This is a genomic window from Thermovibrio ruber (assembly GCF_055380895.1).
Map to the genome: position 1 here is coordinate 1,366,413 of NZ_AP042397.1, position 17,939 is coordinate 1,384,351.

General features: G+C 45.6%; 22 protein-coding genes and 2 tRNA genes. 5 read left to right on the forward strand and 19 right to left on the reverse strand.

The features are described 5' to 3' along the window. The first annotated feature begins 32 nt into the window (after positions 1 to 32). Complete coding sequence (locus ACZ424_RS07305; RefSeq protein WP_464904324.1) at positions 33 to 518, forward strand: DUF1439 domain-containing protein; 486 nt, start codon at positions 33 to 35, stop codon at positions 516 to 518. Positions 519 to 701: 183 nt separating this feature from the next. On the opposite strand, the gene ACZ424_RS07310 is transcribed toward ACZ424_RS07305, so the two are convergent. The 5 genes from ACZ424_RS07310 to ACZ424_RS07330 are packed head-to-tail and all read right to left on the reverse strand — an operon-like array spanning position 702 to position 5,970. Then, complete coding sequence (locus ACZ424_RS07310) at positions 702 to 1,385, reverse strand: ankyrin repeat domain-containing protein (RefSeq protein WP_464904325.1); 684 nt, start codon at positions 1,383 to 1,385, stop codon at positions 702 to 704. Beyond that, on the reverse strand, positions 1,327 to 4,557 hold the full coding sequence (gene mfd / locus ACZ424_RS07315) for a transcription-repair coupling factor (protein WP_464904326.1): 3,231 nt from the start codon (positions 4,555 to 4,557) through the stop codon (positions 1,327 to 1,329). Before mfd ends, ACZ424_RS07310 begins: the two co-directional genes overlap by 59 nt. After that, positions 4,557 to 4,805, reverse strand: coding sequence for a hypothetical protein (locus ACZ424_RS07320; protein WP_464904327.1), 249 nt, complete (start codon positions 4,803 to 4,805; stop codon positions 4,557 to 4,559). Before ACZ424_RS07320 ends, mfd begins: the two co-directional genes overlap by 1 nt. A gap of 1 nt (position 4,806) precedes the next feature. Further along, positions 4,807 to 5,649, reverse strand: a complete 843-nt coding sequence (gene accD, locus ACZ424_RS07325) for an acetyl-CoA carboxylase, carboxyltransferase subunit beta (protein ID WP_464904328.1) — start codon at positions 5,647 to 5,649, stop codon at positions 4,807 to 4,809. Positions 5,650 to 5,652: 3 nt separating this feature from the next. Beyond that, the gene (locus ACZ424_RS07330) at positions 5,653 to 5,970 is read right to left on the reverse strand and encodes an ArsR/SmtB family transcription factor (protein ID WP_464904329.1); all 318 of its coding nucleotides are present in this window, start codon (positions 5,968 to 5,970) and stop codon (positions 5,653 to 5,655) included. 145 nt (positions 5,971 to 6,115) lie between these two features. Here ACZ424_RS07330 and ACZ424_RS07335 point away from each other — a divergent pair, with 145 nt between their 5' ends. Both ACZ424_RS07335 and rsmI read left to right on the forward strand, forming a co-directional pair. Beyond that, positions 6,116 to 6,496 carry a Rid family detoxifying hydrolase gene (locus ACZ424_RS07335; protein ID WP_464904330.1) on the forward strand — a complete coding sequence of 127 codons (381 nt, stop codon included), beginning with the start codon at positions 6,116 to 6,118 and terminating at the stop codon, positions 6,494 to 6,496. Then, positions 6,475 to 7,329: a 16S rRNA (cytidine(1402)-2'-O)-methyltransferase gene (gene rsmI, locus ACZ424_RS07340; RefSeq protein WP_464904331.1), complete on the forward strand. Its 855-nt coding sequence runs from the start codon at positions 6,475 to 6,477 to the stop codon at positions 7,327 to 7,329. The genes ACZ424_RS07335 and rsmI overlap by 22 nt, the downstream gene beginning before the upstream one ends. Here the strand turns inward: rsmI and ACZ424_RS07345 are convergent. The 8 genes from ACZ424_RS07345 to ACZ424_RS07380 are packed head-to-tail and all read right to left on the reverse strand — an operon-like array spanning position 7,309 to position 11,290. After that, positions 7,309 to 7,842, reverse strand: coding sequence for an S-adenosylmethionine decarboxylase family protein (locus ACZ424_RS07345; RefSeq protein WP_464904332.1), 534 nt, complete (start codon positions 7,840 to 7,842; stop codon positions 7,309 to 7,311). The two genes, rsmI and ACZ424_RS07345, sit on opposite strands and share 21 nt — an antisense overlap. A gap of 22 nt (positions 7,843 to 7,864) precedes the next feature. Next, entirely contained in the window at positions 7,865 to 8,317 is a 453-nt protein-coding gene (rplI, locus tag ACZ424_RS07350; protein ID WP_464904333.1) for a 50S ribosomal protein L9, read from the reverse strand. After that, positions 8,298 to 9,101: a YybS family protein gene (locus tag ACZ424_RS07355; RefSeq protein WP_464904334.1), complete on the reverse strand. Its 804-nt coding sequence runs from the start codon at positions 9,099 to 9,101 to the stop codon at positions 8,298 to 8,300. Before ACZ424_RS07355 ends, rplI begins: the two co-directional genes overlap by 20 nt. A 5-nt stretch (positions 9,102 to 9,106) precedes the next feature. Next, positions 9,107 to 9,349, reverse strand: a complete 243-nt coding sequence (gene rpsR, locus ACZ424_RS07360; protein ID WP_464904335.1) for a 30S ribosomal protein S18 — start codon at positions 9,347 to 9,349, stop codon at positions 9,107 to 9,109. 11 nt (positions 9,350 to 9,360) lie between these two features. Then, positions 9,361 to 9,735, reverse strand: coding sequence for a single-stranded DNA-binding protein (locus ACZ424_RS07365; protein ID WP_464904336.1), 375 nt, complete (start codon positions 9,733 to 9,735; stop codon positions 9,361 to 9,363). Then, complete coding sequence (gene rpsF / locus ACZ424_RS07370; protein WP_464904337.1) at positions 9,735 to 10,121, reverse strand: 30S ribosomal protein S6; 387 nt, start codon at positions 10,119 to 10,121, stop codon at positions 9,735 to 9,737. Before rpsF ends, ACZ424_RS07365 begins: the two co-directional genes overlap by 1 nt. An 11-nt stretch (positions 10,122 to 10,132) precedes the next feature. Then, on the reverse strand, positions 10,133 to 10,693 hold the full coding sequence (gene pth, locus ACZ424_RS07375; protein ID WP_464905223.1) for an aminoacyl-tRNA hydrolase: 561 nt from the start codon (positions 10,691 to 10,693) through the stop codon (positions 10,133 to 10,135). Between the two features lie 3 nt (positions 10,694 to 10,696). After that, positions 10,697 to 11,290, reverse strand: coding sequence for a 50S ribosomal protein L25 (locus ACZ424_RS07380; RefSeq protein ID WP_464904338.1), 594 nt, complete (start codon positions 11,288 to 11,290; stop codon positions 10,697 to 10,699). Positions 11,291 to 11,424: 134 nt separating this feature from the next. On the opposite strand from ACZ424_RS07380, the gene ACZ424_RS07385 reads away from it, so the two are divergent. Together ACZ424_RS07385 and ACZ424_RS07390 are read left to right on the forward strand one after the other, a co-directional pair. Beyond that, positions 11,425 to 11,500: transfer RNA gene (locus tag ACZ424_RS07385), tRNA-Val, on the forward strand. A gap of 5 nt (positions 11,501 to 11,505) precedes the next feature. Beyond that, positions 11,506 to 11,584, forward strand: a tRNA-Asp gene (locus tag ACZ424_RS07390). Positions 11,585 to 11,630: 46 nt separating this feature from the next. On the opposite strand, the gene ACZ424_RS07395 is transcribed toward ACZ424_RS07390, so the two are convergent. Genes ACZ424_RS07395 through ACZ424_RS07420 form a run of 6 tightly spaced genes read right to left on the reverse strand, consistent with a single transcriptional unit; the run spans position 11,631 to position 17,801 of the window. Then, positions 11,631 to 12,044: a 23S rRNA (pseudouridine(1915)-N(3))-methyltransferase RlmH gene (locus ACZ424_RS07395; protein WP_464904339.1), complete on the reverse strand. Its 414-nt coding sequence runs from the start codon at positions 12,042 to 12,044 to the stop codon at positions 11,631 to 11,633. After that, positions 12,041 to 12,406, reverse strand: coding sequence for a ribosome silencing factor (gene rsfS / locus ACZ424_RS07400; protein ID WP_464904340.1), 366 nt, complete (start codon positions 12,404 to 12,406; stop codon positions 12,041 to 12,043). The genes ACZ424_RS07395 and rsfS overlap by 4 nt, the downstream gene beginning before the upstream one ends. 11 nt (positions 12,407 to 12,417) lie before the next feature. After that, positions 12,418 to 13,368, reverse strand: coding sequence for an outer membrane protein assembly factor BamD (locus tag ACZ424_RS07405; RefSeq protein WP_464904341.1), 951 nt, complete (start codon positions 13,366 to 13,368; stop codon positions 12,418 to 12,420). Between the two features lie 30 nt (positions 13,369 to 13,398). Then, entirely contained in the window at positions 13,399 to 14,880 is a 1,482-nt protein-coding gene (locus ACZ424_RS07410) for an Rne/Rng family ribonuclease (protein ID WP_464904342.1), read from the reverse strand. Then, complete coding sequence (locus ACZ424_RS07415) at positions 14,873 to 17,314, reverse strand: TIGR03936 family radical SAM-associated protein (protein WP_464904343.1); 2,442 nt, start codon at positions 17,312 to 17,314, stop codon at positions 14,873 to 14,875. Before ACZ424_RS07415 ends, ACZ424_RS07410 begins: the two co-directional genes overlap by 8 nt. Then, positions 17,295 to 17,801: a hypothetical protein gene (locus tag ACZ424_RS07420; protein WP_464904344.1), complete on the reverse strand. Its 507-nt coding sequence runs from the start codon at positions 17,799 to 17,801 to the stop codon at positions 17,295 to 17,297. The genes ACZ424_RS07415 and ACZ424_RS07420 overlap by 20 nt, the downstream gene beginning before the upstream one ends. Positions 17,802 to 17,939 lie beyond the last annotated feature (138 nt).

A 17,939-nucleotide genomic window follows, 5' to 3' on the forward strand; every position in this document is an offset into this window, starting at 1 on the left:
TTAAACTATGAAAAATTTCGGGGGTATTAACTTTGAGGAAGTTCATTCTTACCCTGATGCTCTTTCTCTTTTCGTGTGCCTATACACTTACCGTTCCTGAGTCTGAGCTTAACAAGAGGCTTCAGGAGGCCTTTCCTATTAAAAAAGAGGTATACCTGAGCCGGGTTATCCTTGACAACCCAAAGCTAAGGCTGATAGGCAAGAACGAAGGTGAAATTGTTTTTGACTTAGACGTTATCCCACCGATAGGGAAAGAGATTAAGGGAAAGGTTGACGCTGTAGGCAGCTTTACTTTTGATAGAAAGACAAAAACACTCTACCTCGTTAACCTTGAAACCAAGAGCGTTACCGTTAACGGCAAGCCCCTTTTAACTAAGGATACCGGAGAGCTCCTTTCACTCATCTTCAGAAGCGTTCTCAATAAAGTTCCCGTTTACCGGTTTGAAGGCGGGAAGGCAAAACTCATAAAAGACGTTAAAATTGAAAAGGGGAAGGTAGTTGTCAGGCTGGGAGTTTGACCGACTCTGAAAGGAAGTAGAGGGTAGAAACCGTTAAGAAGAAACCCACTACTTCAAAAAAGCTGAATAGCAGCTTTGAAATGGTTTCTCCCAATTTCTTCTCAATAAAGTTGGAAGGCTCAAGGACGGCGGAGGGGGAAGAAGAAGACAACAAAGAGCACGAGTTTAACTATAAATCAGTCTCTACTTCTTCTTGGATAGGTATTTCGCTATTAACCTTGAAACAGGGAAGTTCTTGGTCTCGTTGGCAAGGTTTAAGGGCGTTTTCCCTCTGTCGTTCTTAACTGTCGGGTCGGCGCCGTTTTCTAGCAGGACTTTTGCAACTCTAACGGTTCCCGGTGTTGTTCCGCAGTAGTGAAGAGGTGTATTTCCGTAGTTGTCTTTTGCGTTGATGAGAGCTCCGTGTTTTATGAGGAGCTCTGCCATTTTAGGTCTGTTGTAGATAGCCGTAAGGTGAAGAGGTGTGTATCCGTATTTATCCTTTGCGTTAACGTCTGCTCCTTTCTCAATTAAGAGCTTTGCAACGTTGTAGCTTCCCCTTACGACTGCCTCGTGAAGGGGAGTAAACCCGAAGTAATCCTTTGCGTTTACCTTTGCTCCGTGCTCTATGAGGAACTTTGCAAACTCCGTGTTGTTGGCATCAACTGCGTAGTAGAGGGGAGTCTGATCAAACTTGTTCCTAAAGTCAACGGGAACTTTTCCCGAAGATATAAGCTCTTCGGCCTTTTTGAAGTTGTTAATCCTTAGTGATAGGAAAAACTCCCTGACGGTTTTTTTGTCAATCTGAACGGTTGTCTGACCGGCGAAGCTATTTAGGGTCGGTGCGGTTAGAAGCAGTGCCAGTGTTAGAAGTGCTGCTCTTCTCATCTTCTCTCTCCTTCAGCTCTTCAAGTGTTGATACAAGGCCGTCAAGGTCTTTAACTTCTACGTATAGTTTCCTTTCCGGGGTAAATACTGTGTTTTTCTCTTTTACAAACTTAACTAACCTCTCGGGAGAAACTGCAGTCTCATTTCCGAAAGAGATCATAGCCTTTCCTGAAGGGGAAACGGTTATCTCCTTAATACCCAACTCCCTTGAGAGTTTCTTAACCCTCATCACTTTAAACATGTTGATTATCGGGTCTGGCAGGTAGCCCCTTATCTCTTTTAGTTTCTCCATAAGCTCCTGTGGGTTTTCTGATGAAGCTATCTGTGAGTAGAGCTTTACTTTCTCTTTCGGGTCCTCTACGAAATCCTCCGGTATGAAGGCTTCGTATGGAAGGTTCAGTTTAACGTCTTCCTCCTCTTCCTTTTCTTTAATGACCTCCTCAAAGAGCTTCATGTAGAGATCCAAACCTACAGACTCCACAAACCCGCTCTGTTTTGGCCCTAAGAGTGTTCCGGCACCTCTTATTTCAAGGTCTTTCAGAGCAAGCTGGAATCCCCCTCCTAAAGGAGAGAGCTTCTTCATAGCTTCAAGTCTCTTTGCCGCTTCTGGATTCAGTTTTACTCCCGGAGTAGTCAGTAGGTAGCAGTATCCCTTCTCAACTCCCCTTCCTACCCTTCCTTTAAGCTGGTAGAGTTGGGATAGTCCGAACCTCTCTGCCCCTATAACTATCAGCGTGTTTGCAGACGGAACGTCAAGTCCCGACTCAACGATTGAGGTCGCAACTAAAACCTGAACTTTTCCCTCAAAGAACTGGTGCATAACCTTCTCTATCTGGGAAGGTTTCATCTGGCCGTGAACTACTTCAGCCTTTACCTCCGGGAAGAAGCTTTCAATTTTCTCCTTTATAAGTGGAAGTTCTTCTATGTCGTTGTGAACTATAAAGACCTGGCCCTTTCTGGAGAGCTCCCTCTCAACTGCCGCCTTCAGTATTGAGTCTGAGAACTTACCTACAACGACCTTTGTTCCCCTTCTACCTGCCGGAGGCGTCTCTATGAGTGAGATATCCCTGAAACCTGAAAGTGCCGAGTAGAGGGTTCTGGGAATGGGAGTTGCAGAGAGGTAAAGAACGTCTATGTTTGTCTTCATCTTTGTCAGTTTCTCTTTTGTTTTAACGCCAAACCTGTGCTCCTCGTCAATTATTAGAAGGCCTAAATCTTTAAACTCAACGTCGTCTTGGGTGAGCCTATGGGTTCCGATTACTATGTCAATTTCTCCGTTTTTCAACCTTTTTAGAATTTCGATCTGCTCTCTCTTTGTTTTGAAACGGGACAGGAGCTCTATCCTGACGGGAAATCCGGCAAACCGCTTTTTAAAGGTTCTATAGTGTTGGTCTGCCAAAACTGTTGTTGGAGCTATAAGGGCAACCTGCTTTCCTGCAGAGACCGCCTTCATAGCAGCTCTCATTGCAACTTCTGTTTTTCCAAACCCTACGTCTCCACAGATGAGCCTGTCCATAGGTTTTTCAGACTCCATGTCCCTGTAAACTTCCTTTATTGCCCTCTGCTGGTCGGAAGTTAGCCTATACGGAAACTTTTTCTCAAAGAGCTTTAAAAGTTGCGGATCTCCGATCAGTTTCTCTTTTCTTGAGCTCTTTCTCTTCCTGTAGAGTTCCGCAAGCTCTTTTGCAAACTTAATTAGTGATGCCCTTATTCTCCTCTCAAGGTTCTTCCAGGATGTTCCACCGAGTTTGTCAAGTTTAGGTTTTTTACCCCTGTAGCCTGAGTATCTGTATATCCTGTCTATCTGCGTAAAGGGAGCGTATAGCTTCTCCCCACCTGCATACTCTATTTCAATGAAGTCGTAAGTTTTTCCTCCTATCTCTCTGCTTACAATTCCCTGAAATATTCCTATTCCGTAGTCTCTGTGAACGACTAACGTTCCCGGTTCAAAGGTGGTTATGTCCTCTCTCTTTACTACAGGAATTTCAACGTCACCTTCAACTACCCACGCCAGTTTCTTCTCATCGAACCTAAATCCGCCAGACGACTTTCCCTTTTCAGGTGTAAACTCAATTCCCAGAACTTTGAAAAGCTTTTCTGCTTCTTCTCTGAAGGTTTCGCTTGTGTAGATGAGCCTTACTTTCTTCCCCTGAAGGGTCTTTGCTATCTCTTTTATGTTTTCCTCTGAAACGTATGGAAGTGGAGATATTGAGAGGTCTATAGTGTCTTTTACGGGCTTTTCGTATATGAGCAGTTTGGGTTGGGGGAGCTCCCTATCAACAAATTTTTCCGGCCTTGAGGAGTCTATACCTTCCCGCCTTAAAAGCCGGTAGTTTTCCTCTACCTGTTTTAAGAAGGATTCGGCAGATGCCCTTACCTGATCGGGCTCAACAAAAACGGCTTTAAACTTTCCCAAGTAGGCAGATACCGAAACGGTCTCTAAAACTTCCGGAAGGAACTTGTCAGCTCCGCTTAGCTCCCCCAAAAGGGCGTGCCTCTCTGCCAGTTCTTCGTCTATCTCAGAGAGTTTCTTTAGGACTTCTTTTGTTGGAGGGAGCTCCAGCGTAGGAACCAGCGTAAACTCCTCCGTTTCCTTTCCGTTCACTTTTAGGGTTTCAACTTCGTCTCCAAAGAGTTCTGCCTCTACCCTTTCGTCCTCCGGAGTTACCACCTCAAGGTAGCTTCCCTTTAGGGAGAACTCTCCCCTTTCAGGTTCACTCTCAACTCTTCTGTACCCAAGCTCTGTAAGTCTTTCAGGAAGGTTCTCTACCTCTTTTCCTCTCTTTAAGGTTAGAGAGAGTTCTATCAGTATTTCGGGAAAGATTACCCTCTGAAGAAGGGCTTGTGGGGTTACAATAAGGTAGTGAATCTCCTCTTCTATGAGTTTAAAGAGCGTTTTGAGCCTTTTATACTGGAGAGTTGAAAGGGGAGACGAGATGTCAAGGGGTGGAGTATCCCACCTTGGAAGGTATAGGGCTTTAAGCCCTACCCTTTTTAAGTCTTCTGTTAAACCTTCTCCCAGCTGTTCGGTAGGAACGACGACGACGGCAGGGTAGAGGAGTTTAAAGAGCTCTTTTAGAAGGATTGCTTTGGAGCCGCCGGGAGCTCCTCTTACCTTTGCTTGACCCTTTTTAAGCTGAGATGAGATTAGCTTAACGTTCCTCTCAAACATTAACTCTCTTTCATTTCAAGGAGCTTTGCTTCCCTTTGCATTAGCCTGTTAAAGAGTGTATCCCAGAAGACCTCCATCTTGCCGCCGGCGTGCTCTCTGAAAAAGGCTATAGAGTCCTCTATTTCCCCTTCAAACCTCTCAAAGAGGTCGTCGTTTAGAAGACCTCTGTCTATCTTATCTTGGTTATAGAGGAAAAAGTCTGCAACGATGGTTCTTGCAAGCCTTTCAACCTTAGACTCTGTTGCCATCTTATCCTCCAAAGTGGGATAGAAGCTTTGAGAGAACGCTCTTTAAGTTCCTCCTGTCAACGACCATGTCTATAAGGCCGTGTTCAACTAAGAACTCAGACCTTTGAAAACCTTTAGGAAGTTTCTGCCTTATTGTCTGTTCAATGACTCGGGGGCCGGCGAAACCGATCAGAGCCTTGGGCTCTGCAATTATCACGTCTCCAAGAAAGGCGAAGCTTGCCGACACTCCACCCATCGTTGGGTGGGTCAAAACTGTAATAAACGGCACCCCCCTTTCCTCAAGGCGTGCAAGGGCTGCCGAAGTTTTTGCCATCTGCATTAGAGAAACTACCCCTTCCTGCATTCTGGCGCCGCCGGAAGCGGTTATACAGATGAAGGGGATACCTTCCTCGGCAGCCCTTTCGGCGTTCCGCGTTACCTTCTCGCCGGCCACCGAGCCCATACTTCCACCCATGAACCTAAAGTCAAAACAGCTAACTAAAACCTCTTTTCTCTCTATCCTTCCCTTTGCGTTTACAACTGAGTCTTTAAGTCCTGTCTTCTTCTGGGCTTCCTCAATCCTCTGGGTGTAAGTTTTCCTGTCCTTGAAACCCAAAAGGTCTTTTGGGGAGAGCTCCCCGTCAAGCTCCTGATAATCTCCGTTGTCAAAGAGCATGTATAGCCTTTCTTTGGCAGGGACGGGGAAGTGGTATCCACACTTGGGACAGACCCAGCTGTTGCTCTCAAGCTCCCCCCTAAAGAGAAAGGCTTTACACTCTTCACACTTGAGCCACAGCCCGCTGGGAAGCTGCAGCTGGCCCTTCTCCTGAGGGGTCTTTTTCCTCTTAAAGAGCTTTTCTAACATCTATTAACCTCTAAAGCAGGCAATTTCTGGGAGCAAGTTCAGGAGCTCCCTGAACGCCTCTGAGGATATTGTATAGTAAACCTTGTTCCCTTTCCTCGTTTTTGCAACTATTCCTTTATACCTGAGGGTTCTTAGGTGTTGTGACAGAGAGGACTGAGAAATGCCCAGCTCCTGCTCAAGGTCTGTAACGCACATAGGCTTGTCCTTCAACGTAAAGAGTATCTTTAGCCTTACCGGTGAGGCAAGGGCTTTGAGGCTCTCTGCCCCTTCTTCAATTCTCTCGTCGTTAAGGATGATATTCTCTCTTTCCTGCTTGGCCATATCTCCTCCCAAGGAATGTATTTATGTCTATTTTACACAATTTAAAATATAAAACAAATAGAATGGAAACTTAAAATTGTTTAGCGCTTAATATAGAATTATTGCCCTATACTTTCAAGTAATTTAATTAATTAGGAGGTAGTGAATGAAAGAACTTAAGACGGATAGAGCTCCCTTCCCGGTAGCTCCCTATTCACAGGGAATTCTCTACGGAAACTTCATATTTACTTCCGGCCAGCTTGGCATTGACCCCAAAACTGGGGAACTCTTAAAGGACTTTGAAGACCAATCCCTTCAGGCTCTTAAGAACCTTGTTGCCGTCGTTGAGTCGGCAGGAGGTAGCAGGTGCAGTATCGTTAAAGTTACCGTTTACCTTACAGACATCTCTAAGTTTTCCGTTTTTAACAAGGTTTACGGTAGGTTTTTTAAAGACTGCCCCGTTAAACCGTGTAGATCTGCAGTTGGAGTTAAGGAGCTCCCTCTGGGTGCTCAGGTGGAGGTGGAATGTATAGCAATAAGGGGGTAGGAACCCTTTACGTTGTTGCAACTCCCATAGGGAACCTTGAGGACATAACCTACAGAGCCGTTAGGGTTCTCAAAGAGGCCGACCTTATAGCCTGTGAGGATACAAGGAGAACGAAAAAACTCCTTTCGCACTTGGGAGTAGAGGGTAAAAAACTGCTTCCCTACCACGAGCACAATGAGAGAAAACAGGCTGAAAGACTCATTTCTCTGATTAAGAAGGGGAGCTCCGTTGCCCTGGTTTCAGATGCCGGGACTCCCTGCATTAGCGACCCCGGTTACAGGCTCGTCAGTTTAGCAAGGGGGGAAGGGATCCCTGTCGTTCCCGTTCCCGGCCCGTCTGCCGTCGTTACTGCTCTTTCCGGATCAGGCTTTCCTACAGACCGGTTTTTCTTCGGTGGGTTTCTTCCAAGGAAGGAGAAGGCACTTAAACAAGAGCTTTCTGAAGCGTTTACAAGACCTTATACTTCCGTTTACTACGAGTCTCCCCACAGGGTTGAGAGAACTCTGAAGGTTATCTCAGAGCTATACCCCGACAGGGAGGTGGGAGTTTACAGAGAGATTACCAAAGTTAACGAGGAGTTTTTAAAAGGAAAAGCAGGAAAGCTCCTCAATTACCTCGTTTCGGAGGGGAAGGTTAAGGGGGAGTTTGTTCTTCTGATTCCTCCCTCTGAAAGCGAGCCTGAAGGTGAGGTTGATTTAAAGGGGATTTTAAGGGAGCTCCTCTCTCAAGGTTTGTCAGTAAAGGAGGCCTCTAAGGAGGCCGCCAGAAAGACAGGCCTCCCAAAGCGGGAAATATACAGAAAGGCACTTGAGCTACTGGGTAACGGCAATTGAAGGTTTACAAGGAATTAGCTCTCCGTCCTTATACTCGTAGGCCTTTATTTTACAAGGACCTCCTATGTAGCGTTCAACGTCAACGAAGGAGGCATACTTAACTTTAAACCACTTGACGGTAAATTCAAAGGCTACCATTGGGTCAAAGTCTTTACAGCTGTAAGCGTCTAAGCTGAAGAATTTCTCTTCCGGCCAGGTGTGGATCGTGCAGTGGCTCTCAAGCCAGATAGAGACGCCTGAAACCCCGCTGTCTTCCGTTGCCCTTCTCTTTAAAACCTCTTCCATAATCTCAAGAGTCCTGCTCTTAACGTTTTCCTCAGACAGTCTCTTAACAAACTGTTCAAGCTCTGACTGGGCAAAAGGGAAACGGGCAACTATAGGAGGGTAAACAAGGGTCATGTCTATCTTCCGGGAGAGTTCCTCCATGTAGTCGTAAATAGGTTGAATCGTGTTTATTCTTGTTATGTCTAAAACAACTGCGTCCATCATAATGTGTCTTCCAACAAATTCCATGGCGGCCTCCTTAAAAGAAGGATTACTTTTTAAGAGGAACAACATCTACTGTTACAGTTGCTTCAATATCTTTAAAGAGGTGAACTTTAACCTCGTAAGTCCCTGTTTCCCTTATGGGTTTTTCAAGTATTATCTGCTTCTTCTCTACGTCTTCAAATCCTGCCTTGTGAAGTGCCTTCTCAATCTGTGAAGTCGTAACGGAACCAAAGAGCTTTCCTTCTTCTCCGGCCTCGTGCTCAATCGTAATCCTTGTGACGTTGAGTTTCTCGGCAAGCTCTTTAAACCTTTGGAGTTGCCTTTCAGCCTTCTTCTTAAGTGACTGAAGCTCGTTCTTAACTCTTCTTATGTTTGACTCTGTTGCCGGGAGGGCAAAGCCTGAAGGTATCAGGTAGTTTCTTGCATAACCGTCCTTTACCTTTACAATGTCTCCAACCTTTCCGAGGTTTTCCATATCCCTAAGAAGGATTACTTCCATCTTCCTTACCTCCTTTCAGTTTTCTAAAGTTTAGTTTCTGGTCAAGCAGTCCCAAAAAGAGAGTTGTTAAAAAAAAGCCGGGTGGAAAGATAAATATGAGAAGTCCAGTTATCAACTTCCAGGTTGTTGATAGTTTCGGGAAGAACCAAAGAAAGACCGATATTCCTTGAACTATAAAGAGCGTAATTGATACAACTAAAACGTTCACAGCTGCTACTTTTAGGTCACCTTTACCTAACAGGGTGGCTATTGCTGATATGGTGAAGAGGAGAACGTTCCAGAAACCGAACCTTATCTCCGTAACCGGGGGGAGCTCCTTTACAATCCAGTTTGCTACCCCGTAGGTAAAGGTTGAATAGATTGTAGAAGAGAGAAAGTAAATGGAGTATCTGTATTTTGATACCTCCGCAAACTCCCTCTTTACCTCTGGTGGGAGGCCGATTAGCGTCTCCTCTAATGCGGTAAATAGCGTAAGTAGGAGAGCTCCGCCTAAAACGGCTGCCGAAGCCCCCGTTCTTTTAAGGAGAAGGTAAACGGGAGCCAGCAGTATCATAGAGATTACGTCTAAAACGGCACTTTTGCTCAGAACAAAAACGGTTAAGACTGCAAGTACCGAGAGAAGGAGTGTAACCGGAGCTCCACCGTTTGTGTAGCTGTAGATAAAGAGGGCAGGAATAAACAGAGAAAGCCCCAGCCCTAAAGGTAGGAGGCTGGAGCTCCCCATCATTAATCCGGAAGCTACCGTTAAAAAAAACAGTGCTACAGGCGGCTTAAGGTTTCTCATTCTCTTTAGTCCATCTTAACGAAAGGTAAGAGGGCTAAGTGTCTTGCCCTTTTTACTGCTCTTGCGAGCTGTCTCTGGTGTTTTGAGCAGACTCCAGATATTCTCCTTGGGATTATCCTTCCCCTTTCAGAGATAAAGGACTTAAGTAGGTCAACGTTCTTATAGTCAATTCTCTCTATCTTTTCTGCACAGAACTTACAGTATTTCTTCCTTCTTATAAACCTTCTCTGAGGAATTGGATTAGCCATCTTCTACCTCCTTAAAATTCTATGTCGTCAATTTCTTCAGGTTCTTCAATTTCCCTTCTTGGGTCAAGGGCAGCAACCCTTTCTGCCCTAACTTCAATCCGGCTTCTCCTCTCTCCAGACTCGGTTTCCCAGCTGGACTGTCTCAAACTTCCTTCAACCAAAATCCGGGTTCCCTTGTTGAACCTGCTCACTGCCCTGTCGGCAGCTTTACCCCAAACAACAACATCTATAAACAGCGTATCCTCCTGCCAGTTGCCGTTCCTGTCCTTGTAAGGCCTGTTTACCGCAATCCTAAAACGGGTAAAGGGAATTCCGTCATTTGTATGCTGGAGTTGAGGGTCAGCAACTAACCTTCCAATCAGGAAAACCTTGTTAAGGTTGGCCATTACTCTTCTCCCTTATTTTCTTCAGCGGTAGTTACAGGTTCCTTTTCCTCACTTTTCTGAGAGAGCTTCTCTTTCAGTTCTTTTACTTCAGATGGTTTTAGTCTAAAGAGGAGGAACCTGATAACATCTTCGTTGATTCTGAAGAAGTTTTCCATGTTCTTTACGAAGTTCCTGTCGTTTGTTCTTATGTATTCAAGGACGTAATAGCCCTTGTCGTAGTCGTTTATGGGGTAGGCAAGCTGCCTCTTACCCCACTTGTCTACTAAAAGAACTTCTCCGCCGAACCTTTCAACGTAGGAGTTAACCTTTTCAATTGCAGCCTTTGTTTCATCGTCAGACATTGTAGGCCTGAGTATGTAAACCATCTCGTAGTAATACTCCCTCATTTCTACCTCCGTTAACTGCATTTACTTGTGGTTTTCTGTGAGGTTCCCTCTCTTAAAAGGGTCTCAACACAGTTTGCAGCTCTCTTTACTGCCTCTTCAACTACCGGGAGCTCCTCTTTCCTAAAGGGAGATAAAACGTAGTCAACAACCTCCTCTTTCGTTGCCGGCCTGCCGATGCCTACCTTTATCCTCGGTATCTCTTGAGTTCCAAGGGCATCTATAACAGACTGGACGCCTCTGTGGCCGGCGGAGCTCCCCTTCTCCCTGAACCTTACCTTCCCTAAAGGAAGGTCTAAATCGTCGTAGATGAGAAGAACTTTAGAGGGCTTTAACTTAAAGAACCTTACAAACTGAGAGACGCTCTCTCCGCTCCTGTTCATATAGGTTAAAGGCTTTAAGAAAAACACTTTTTGGTCGTTGATGTAAGCTTCCCCATAAAGCCCCTTGAACTTCTCCCTGTTAAAGGAGAAGCCGAGACTGTTGGAGAGCTCGTCAAGAACCCACCAGCCGACGTTGTGGCGAGTCTTCTCGTACTCTTTCCCCGGGTTCCCCAGACCAATGACCAGCCTTATCAATTACTTCTCCTCTTCTCCCGTTTCTTCGCCTTCTTCTGTTGCTGTTTCCTCCGGTTCAGCTACAACCGCAATAGTTTCCTCTGGGCTGTCAACCAACTTAGCCCCTTCAGGTAGAGGAAGGTCTCCAACGTGTAGCGCGTCTCCGGCATGTAGGTTTGAGATGTCAACAACGATCTTCTCTGGAATAGCCCTTGGAAGAGTCTCAATGGCTACTTCCCTTTTGAGGATTTCAAGTACTCCTCCTTCTTCTGTAACTCCTACGGGAGTTCCTACGAACTCAAGTTCCACAACTACCTCAATGGTTTCGCCGAAGGTTACCTCTTGGAAATCAACGTGGATAGGGACATCCCCTAACCAGTTATACTGGATGTCCTTGAGAATACACATCCTCTCCTCGTTTTCCAGTTTAACCTTGATAAGGCCGTGGTGGTGCTTGAGCCTTCTCACCTCTTTGGCAGGGATGGCGATAGGTGTCGCCTCTGGTCTTCCACCTCCGTAGATAACGGCAGGTAGAAGGCCTTCCCTGCGTAGCTTCTTGGCTACCTGTTTGCCAGTCTTTTCCCTCTTGGTAGCCTCTACTTCTACTACCTTCATCTTTACCTCCTAAAGTTTTTTGCGGGAAAGCAAGCCAATATTTACATTCACCTTTTTTGTTTGTCAAGTGGGGATTTTCCTGCCATTCTATTGACAACAAGTTGACCGTTTCCTATATTTTCACCCGTCAGGTTGGGCGGATAGCTCAGCTGGGAGAGCGCCAGCCTTACAAGCTGGAGGTCACAGGTTCGATCCCTGTTCCGCCCACCACTTACGGGGACGTAGTTCAGCTCTGGTTAGAACGCCGGCCTGTCACGCCGGAGGTCGCGGGTTCGAGTCCCGTCGTCCCCGCCACTTCTTAAAATTACACTTAACCTTGGTTGATCTACTATTTTTCCTTTTAATCTCTGTGGTATGGAGAACCTCGTAGAATCTCTTGAGCTCTGAAGAGCTGTTCTAACAGGACGATTCTGGCAACATCGTGTTGAAGTGTCATCTTTGAGAGTGAAAGGATAAAGTCTCCCTGCTTTTTAACTTCTTCGTCAAGTCCGTCGGCTCCCCCTACTATGAAGGTTATAAAGGGGTGTTTTGATATAAATGAGGTAAACTCCTTTGAGGAGAGCTCCCTTCCCCTCTCGTCTAAAACGACGACTGTCCCTTTTGCTTTAGAGAGTAACTTTTCCCCCTCCTCTTTTAGGCTTTTTCCCTTTTTTACTTCAATCAACTCCAAGTTTCGGATTCTCTTTAAGTAGTGCTCTTGAGCCTCTTTCAGGAAGGGAGCAATTTTCCCTACTGCAACTAACTTCAGCTTCATTGAACTGTTTCTTTAACTATCTCTTCAACGCTCAGTTTTGGGGCGTCCATCCAGAGGGATTCAAGGTTGTAGAGTTCCCTCACTTCTGGCTTAAAGATGTGAACTATTACGTCTCCGTAGTCAAGGAGTATCCAGTTGGCCGTGTCGTAACCTTCCGTGCTTACGGGAACAACGCCTTTTTCTTTGAGCTTCTTCTTTATTTCGTCTGCTATCGTCCTTGCGTGGGTTTCTGACGTTGCCGTTAGTATTACAAAGTAGTCTGCAAGTGAAGTCAAACCTCTGAGGTCTAAAATTACCGGTTCTTCTGCCTTTTTGTTTAATGCACTTGTAAGTATGACTTTCAACTTCTCGCTACTATCCAAATTTCCTCCTCCTAAAGGGTTTCTTTAATTTTCCACCAGATTGAGCGTTTAATCGGGTTCTCAACAGGTTCAACTTCAAGGTGTCTTTCCCCTTTCAGGATCTCTTCAGCCTTCCTTCCGTAGGGTGAGTTTGGATACTCTTTCGCCACTTTTCCAAGTATCTCTCTTCCTATCTTTCTGTTTTCCTTTGCAGTCTTTTTCCACTTTTCTATATCCGACTCTATTAGGGAAATCCTGTTCTTTGCTACTCTCCTTTCCTCAGGGTCTTTTGAGTGGAGCTTGTCTCTCTCTTTAGAGAGCTCCCTCTTTAACCTGTCTATTTCGTCTCTTGACTGGAGGGGCGTGTAGTAGTAGGCCCTTCCCAACAGGTATTGGAGCCTGTCCGGAGATTCAACGTCTGAGAAATTCTTCTCTATTTCTTTGTAACGGTGAATTGAGGCGGTGAACTTTCTCAGCATGTCGTAGGTTCCGGCTATGTAAACTTCGTGTTCTGCCAGTATTTTCCTTGCTATTTTCATATACTCCTTCGCTTTGTCTACTCTCGGGTCGTTTGGATATCTCTTGATGAACTCTGAGAAGTCTTTGTAAGCCCTTTCTGCGAAGGTAACGTCCCACTGTGGACCTTTAACCAAGTTTAGGTAACAGACTCCGAGCCTAAAGAAGGCGTCTTTAGCCTTTTGAGATGCTGGGTAGAGCTCCAAAAACTCCTCGTAGTTGAGGGCGGCGTCTTCAAAGTTTCCGTCGTTAAAGTAGGCGTCTGCAAGGGTTATCTTTGCTATCTCCTGCTCTTTAGGGGGGAGCTCCCCTTCTAACGCCTTCTTTAAAAGGAACGAGCTTTTTCCCCAGTCTTCCTCAACGGCTGCCTCTATTCCTTTTCTATACTGTTCCTGAGCCGTTTGGGGTATTTTTTCACAGGAAGTTATAAAAACCATAAAGGAAACGGCTGCAATCAGCTTTTTCATATCACCTCCAGATTATCAAAACCGATTATATCAGCCGTGAGAGAGTGTAAACTTCTCTATGTGGTAGTGTTCAACGGGAACAACTTTTATCTCTACTCCGAAGGTTTCTGAGATTCGGTCTATTACCTCTTTCTCCTCGTTTGTCAACTTCCCTGCTACAAAGGGGTTGGCGTAAACTCTTAAGGTGTTAACCCTCTGTTTCTTTAGCTTTGAGAGTATCTCCCTCTCTATCTCAAATGCTACGGTTTCTGGAGACTTTACTCTTCCCCTTCCCTCACAGTAGGGACAAGTTGTGGTTAGCGTCTTTCCCAAGCTCATCTTTACCCTTTTCCTCGTCATCTCAACGAGGCCTAAGTCAGACATACTGACGACCTTTGTTTTCGCCCTGTCCTTCTTCAGCTCTTCCTCTAAGGTTTCAAGGAGCTTTCTCTTGTTTTCATCCTGTTTCATGTCTATAAAGTCAATTACGATTATTCCGCCTATGTCTCTGAGCCTCAGCTGGCGGGCTATCTCTTTGGCAGCTTTTAGGTTTATTTCAAGGGCTGTCTCCTCTAAGGTTTTTGCCTTCTTAAACTTTCCACTGTTCACGTCTATTGACACTAAAGCTTCCGTTTCGTCTATTACAATGTATCCGCCGCCGGGAAGGTAGACTTTCCTTGAGAGAGCTCTCTCTATAGCCCTTTCAACCTGAAACTTTTCAAAGAGAGGAACTTCTCCTTTATAGAGCTTGATTCTGGGAACGAGCTTTGGAATGAAGGCCTTAGCAAACGAGAGGGCCCTCTCAAACTCCCTCTGAGAGTCTATGAGGACTTCTGAAACCTCTTCTGTTAGTAGGTCTCTCAGCGTTTTAGGAACTATCTCAAGGTCTCTGTAGAGGCACGACGGTGGGGGCTTCTTCTCAGCCTTTTCAACGAGGCCTTCCCACACCTTTAGAAGGTAGTCTAAGTCCCTCTTTAAATCTTCCTCCCTCGCTCTTTCTGCGGCAGTCCTGACGATTATCCCGTAGTTTTCAGGCTTTATCCTCTTTGCTATCTCCTTTAGCCTTTCCCTCTCCTCCTGGTCTGTTATTCGCCTTGAAAGTCCTACTTTGTTTATCGTAGGAAGGAGAACTAAGTAGTGGCCGGGAATTGTCAGGTTTGTTGTAACCCTTGGTCCTTTAGTTCCTATCGGTTCCTTTGCGACTTGTACTAAGATTTCCTGACCTTCCGACAGAACTTCTTCTATGGAAGGGAGCTCTACCTCCGGCGGCTCGTCATCTAAGAACTCGTCCTCGTCAAATTCCAAGTTCACAGCGTCTTTTACGTAAAGGAAGGCCTTCCTCTCCTCTCCTATGTCAACGAAGGCTGCTTGAACTGCCGGAACGATTTTCAGGATTTTCCCTTTGTAGATGTTCCCTACTATTCCCCTATTCTCTTTTCTTTCAACGTAGAACTCAACTAACTCTCCCTCCTCTAAAACGGCTATTCTTACCTCTTTCGTAAGGGCGTTTATGAGGATCTGTTTTTTACCCAAGGAGCTCCTCTCTGACAACTTCTGCCCTCTCAAGGTTTAATTCCATCCAGTTAAGGAGGTCTCCGACGTTTAAAGCTTTTCCGTTTTTAACCTTTAGAGTTAGTATAACTTCTCCATTTTCCTCTCTTAAGTCAAGTATCTCCTCTTTAAGGTTTACTTCCCTTCCCTTTCTATCTACTGCACTCTCTCCTTTCAACCTTTCAAGAGTGTAGTCTGCAAAGGGTCTTATCCTGTATGTTAAACTCTTTATTCTCTCTAAAACTTTTTCCTTTAGGTCAAGCTCCAACCAGCCTGTAAACTCAATCCCCTCCGGTAGGAACTCTTTTGACTCTTTCAAGAACTTGTCAAAGTCAAAACTTTCTTCTGAGAGCTCTACCTCAACAACCTCTCCCAACCCCTCAACTCCTACGGGAAGGCCTAAAACGATGTTTACCTTTGGGTGGGGATTGAAGCCCTGGGAATACCTTAGAGGAACTCCGAAGCGCCTGAACGTTCTTGTAAAAGCCCGTGTAAGGTCTAAGAGGGAGAGGAAACGGGCGTAGCCAACCTTTTTAAAAGTAAGTGCTACTTTCCTTTTAAGTGGAAACTCCCTTTTCGGCTTTGGCGGGACATTAAACTCTATCTTTTCGGGGATGGGGTAGTTTTTAAGGTCTTTTATCTGCTGGGGAGTGCAGACTCCACAGGCGTGGCAGCCTACTATTCGGCAGTCGGGAGTCCACTGCTGATTCTCCGCCTTTTTTAACTCCCTTATTAAGAACTCTTTTGTAACTACTCCTTTTATGAAATCCCAGGGGAGTTCCTGGTCTAAACTCCTCCTTCCGAGCGCCTCTTTAAGGTCAATTCCGGTTTTCTCAAATGCCTTGAGCCAGCCCTCGTAGTTGAAGAACTCGTCCCAGCCGTCAAGCTGACACCCCTCTTTGTAGGCTGCAAGTAGAACTTCTGATACCTTCTCGTCTCCCCGTGTTAGAAGCGCCTCTATTAAAGACTGCCTGTAGTCGTGGAACCTCAGCTTAAAGCTTTTGGGAGACTTCCTCTTTATGTAGTTTACTTTCTCTGAAACTTCCTTTTCTTCAGCAAAGGGTTCCCACTGGAAAGGGGTAAAGGGTTTTGGAACGAATATTGAGATTCCGGCTGCAAGGTGTTTCTTCCCTTTGAACATTTTTCCTATTCTGTAGACAGTCCAGAGCATCTCAATAAGGGCATCTACGTCTTCCTGAACCTCAAATGGTAGACCTATCATAAAGTAGAGCTTTAGCCTGTTCCAGCCCCTTTCAAACAGTCCCTCAACTGCTTTAAACAGGTCTTCGTTGGTTAAGTCCTTGTTTATTATCCTCCTGAGCCTATCTGAACCGACCTCTGGCGCTAAGGTGAATCCGGTCTTTTTCACCTGCATTATCTGAGAGGCAAGTTCCGGGTTAAACCCCTTTACCCTCATTGACGGAAGGGACAGGGATATGAGCTCCCTGTGGCACACTTCCATAACTTCTGGAACTAAGTAGTTGAATCGGCTGTGGTCTGAGATTGAAAGGGCAGAGAGGGAAGCTTCCTCGTAGCCTGTATTTTTAAAAGTCTCTTCAACAATTCCCTTTATCAGTTTCTCGTTCCTCTCCCTGTAAGGTCTGTAGATGTATCCTGCCTGACAAAACCTACACCCTCTTAAACATCCCCTTGCTGCCTCAACGGCTATTCTGTCCTGAGAGGTTTCCACCGTCGGAACAGGTGGAGATGTTGGGAAAAAACCCTCGGAAACTCCTACAAATACCGCCTTTTTAACCGGATACTTTCCGAAAAGGGGAACCCAAACTCCTTCAACCCTCCTCACTTCAGAGAGGAAGTCAAACTTGCTTCCTCCATGCCTCTTCACCTCTCTGAAGACCTTTGCAACTTCAACGAGGGTCTCCTCTCCGTCTCCTATTGAAAAGAAATCAACGAAAGGGGAGAGGGGAACTGGGTTGTAGACGCAGGGGCCTCCAGCAAAAACTACAGGGAAATCTTCCCTCTCTAATCTCTCTTCCGACTTAACCGGTAAGCCTGCCAACTCTAAAATTTTAAGGGCGTTTGTGTAGGTAAGTTCAGATGAGAACGAAAGCCCCCACAGGTGGTAATCTTTAACAGGCCTCTGTTCCTCTATCGTGTAGAGGGGAATACCCCTCTCTTTCATAAGTTCCTGCATGTCCGGTCGGGGAAGGTAAGCCCTGTGGATAAGGGCAAAGTCTGTTAGCTGGTTTATTACGTAGTAGAGGTTTTTTCCTCCGATGTGTGAGGAGCCCACCTCGTAGAGATCTGGATATGAGAGGACGAACTTGACCTCCCTCTTTGAGAACTTGGGAGCTCTCAGGTTTAACTCCAGCGGGAGGTAGGAAGCAGGTTTCTTTATCCGGTTCAACTCCCTTAGGAGCTCCCTACCAAAAAGCTTAGACTTCAACGTCGTCATCAGGCCAGTCTCCCGTGTCAAAGTAGTCGTGGGAACTCTCTGGAGGGTTTCCAAGGTCTAATTCCCTTACTTCTCTGTCGTTTAGATGCTCAAGTTCCTCAAATAGAAGAAGGGGAAGTGTTGTTCCGACTATCAGCGGAAGCCACGGAACTGCAAAGTCAAAACTATCTCCTCTCCTTACAAAGAGCTTCTCTACCTCTTCCTGCTTTGCCGGAATTTCAAAGGATTTCTGCCCCGCCTTCAGGGTTATCAGGTAAATTTTACCTTTCCTTTTTATAGAGAGCTCCGTAATCTCTTCCTTCTTAAAAAAGTGAAACTCTCCGTTTCTAAAGACCGATACTCCCTCGTCTGAGAAGACCAAAACGGTTCCGTCAGCTCCTTTAACTTCAAGTGCCGTTCCCCTTGAAATCGTTCCTCTCTTAGTCAGTAGGGGAAATACTAGGAGAATCAGTATCAAGAAGATAAACAGAAAACCCATTACTCCCATCTAACACATCCGAGAAAGAGTAGAACTCTTCAAGGAGCTTCAGCCAGAGGGCTCTCCTGTCTTTAGCTGAAAACCCTAAGGTCTCTAAAAACTTAAAATAGCCCTCTGAGGGAATTTTGCTATTCTTTAAGAACACAA

Excerpts from the sequence above, each read along its gene's own strand:
- ACZ424_RS07415 (WP_464904343.1), bottom strand. The coding sequence starts at position 17,314 with ATGACGACGTTGAAGTCTAAGCTTTTTGGTAGGGAGCTCCTAAGGGAG.
- ACZ424_RS07320 (WP_464904327.1), bottom strand. The coding sequence starts at position 4,805 with ATGGCAACAGAGTCTAAGGTTGAAAGGCTTGCAAGAACCATCGTTGCA.
- ACZ424_RS07330 (WP_464904329.1), bottom strand. The coding sequence starts at position 5,970 with ATGGCCAAGCAGGAAAGAGAGAATATCATCCTTAACGACGAGAGAATT.
- rplI (WP_464904333.1), bottom strand. The coding sequence starts at position 8,317 with ATGGAAGTAATCCTTCTTAGGGATATGGAAAACCTCGGAAAGGTTGGA.
- ACZ424_RS07310 (WP_464904325.1), bottom strand. The coding sequence starts at position 1,385 with ATGAGAAGAGCAGCACTTCTAACACTGGCACTGCTTCTAACCGCACCG.
- rsmI (WP_464904331.1), top strand. The coding sequence starts at position 6,475 with ATGTATAGCAATAAGGGGGTAGGAACCCTTTACGTTGTTGCAACTCCC.
- mfd (WP_464904326.1), bottom strand. The coding sequence starts at position 4,557 with ATGTTTGAGAGGAACGTTAAGCTAATCTCATCTCAGCTTAAAAAGGGT.
- ACZ424_RS07355 (WP_464904334.1), bottom strand. The coding sequence starts at position 9,101 with ATGAGAAACCTTAAGCCGCCTGTAGCACTGTTTTTTTTAACGGTAGCT.
- rpsR (WP_464904335.1), bottom strand. The coding sequence starts at position 9,349 with ATGGCTAATCCAATTCCTCAGAGAAGGTTTATAAGAAGGAAGAAATAC.
- ACZ424_RS07395 (WP_464904339.1), bottom strand. The coding sequence starts at position 12,044 with ATGAAGCTGAAGTTAGTTGCAGTAGGGAAAATTGCTCCCTTCCTGAAA.
- accD (WP_464904328.1), bottom strand. The coding sequence starts at position 5,649 with ATGTTAGAAAAGCTCTTTAAGAGGAAAAAGACCCCTCAGGAGAAGGGC.
- ACZ424_RS07405 (WP_464904341.1), bottom strand. The coding sequence starts at position 13,368 with ATGAAAAAGCTGATTGCAGCCGTTTCCTTTATGGTTTTTATAACTTCC.
- ACZ424_RS07345 (WP_464904332.1), bottom strand. The coding sequence starts at position 7,842 with ATGGAATTTGTTGGAAGACACATTATGATGGACGCAGTTGTTTTAGAC.
- ACZ424_RS07335 (WP_464904330.1), top strand. The coding sequence starts at position 6,116 with ATGAAAGAACTTAAGACGGATAGAGCTCCCTTCCCGGTAGCTCCCTAT.
- rpsF (WP_464904337.1), bottom strand. The coding sequence starts at position 10,121 with ATGAGGGAGTATTACTACGAGATGGTTTACATACTCAGGCCTACAATG.
- ACZ424_RS07365 (WP_464904336.1), bottom strand. The coding sequence starts at position 9,735 with ATGGCCAACCTTAACAAGGTTTTCCTGATTGGAAGGTTAGTTGCTGAC.
- ACZ424_RS07380 (WP_464904338.1), bottom strand. The coding sequence starts at position 11,290 with ATGAAGGTAGTAGAAGTAGAGGCTACCAAGAGGGAAAAGACTGGCAAA.
- ACZ424_RS07420 (WP_464904344.1), bottom strand. The coding sequence starts at position 17,801 with ATGGGAGTAATGGGTTTTCTGTTTATCTTCTTGATACTGATTCTCCTA.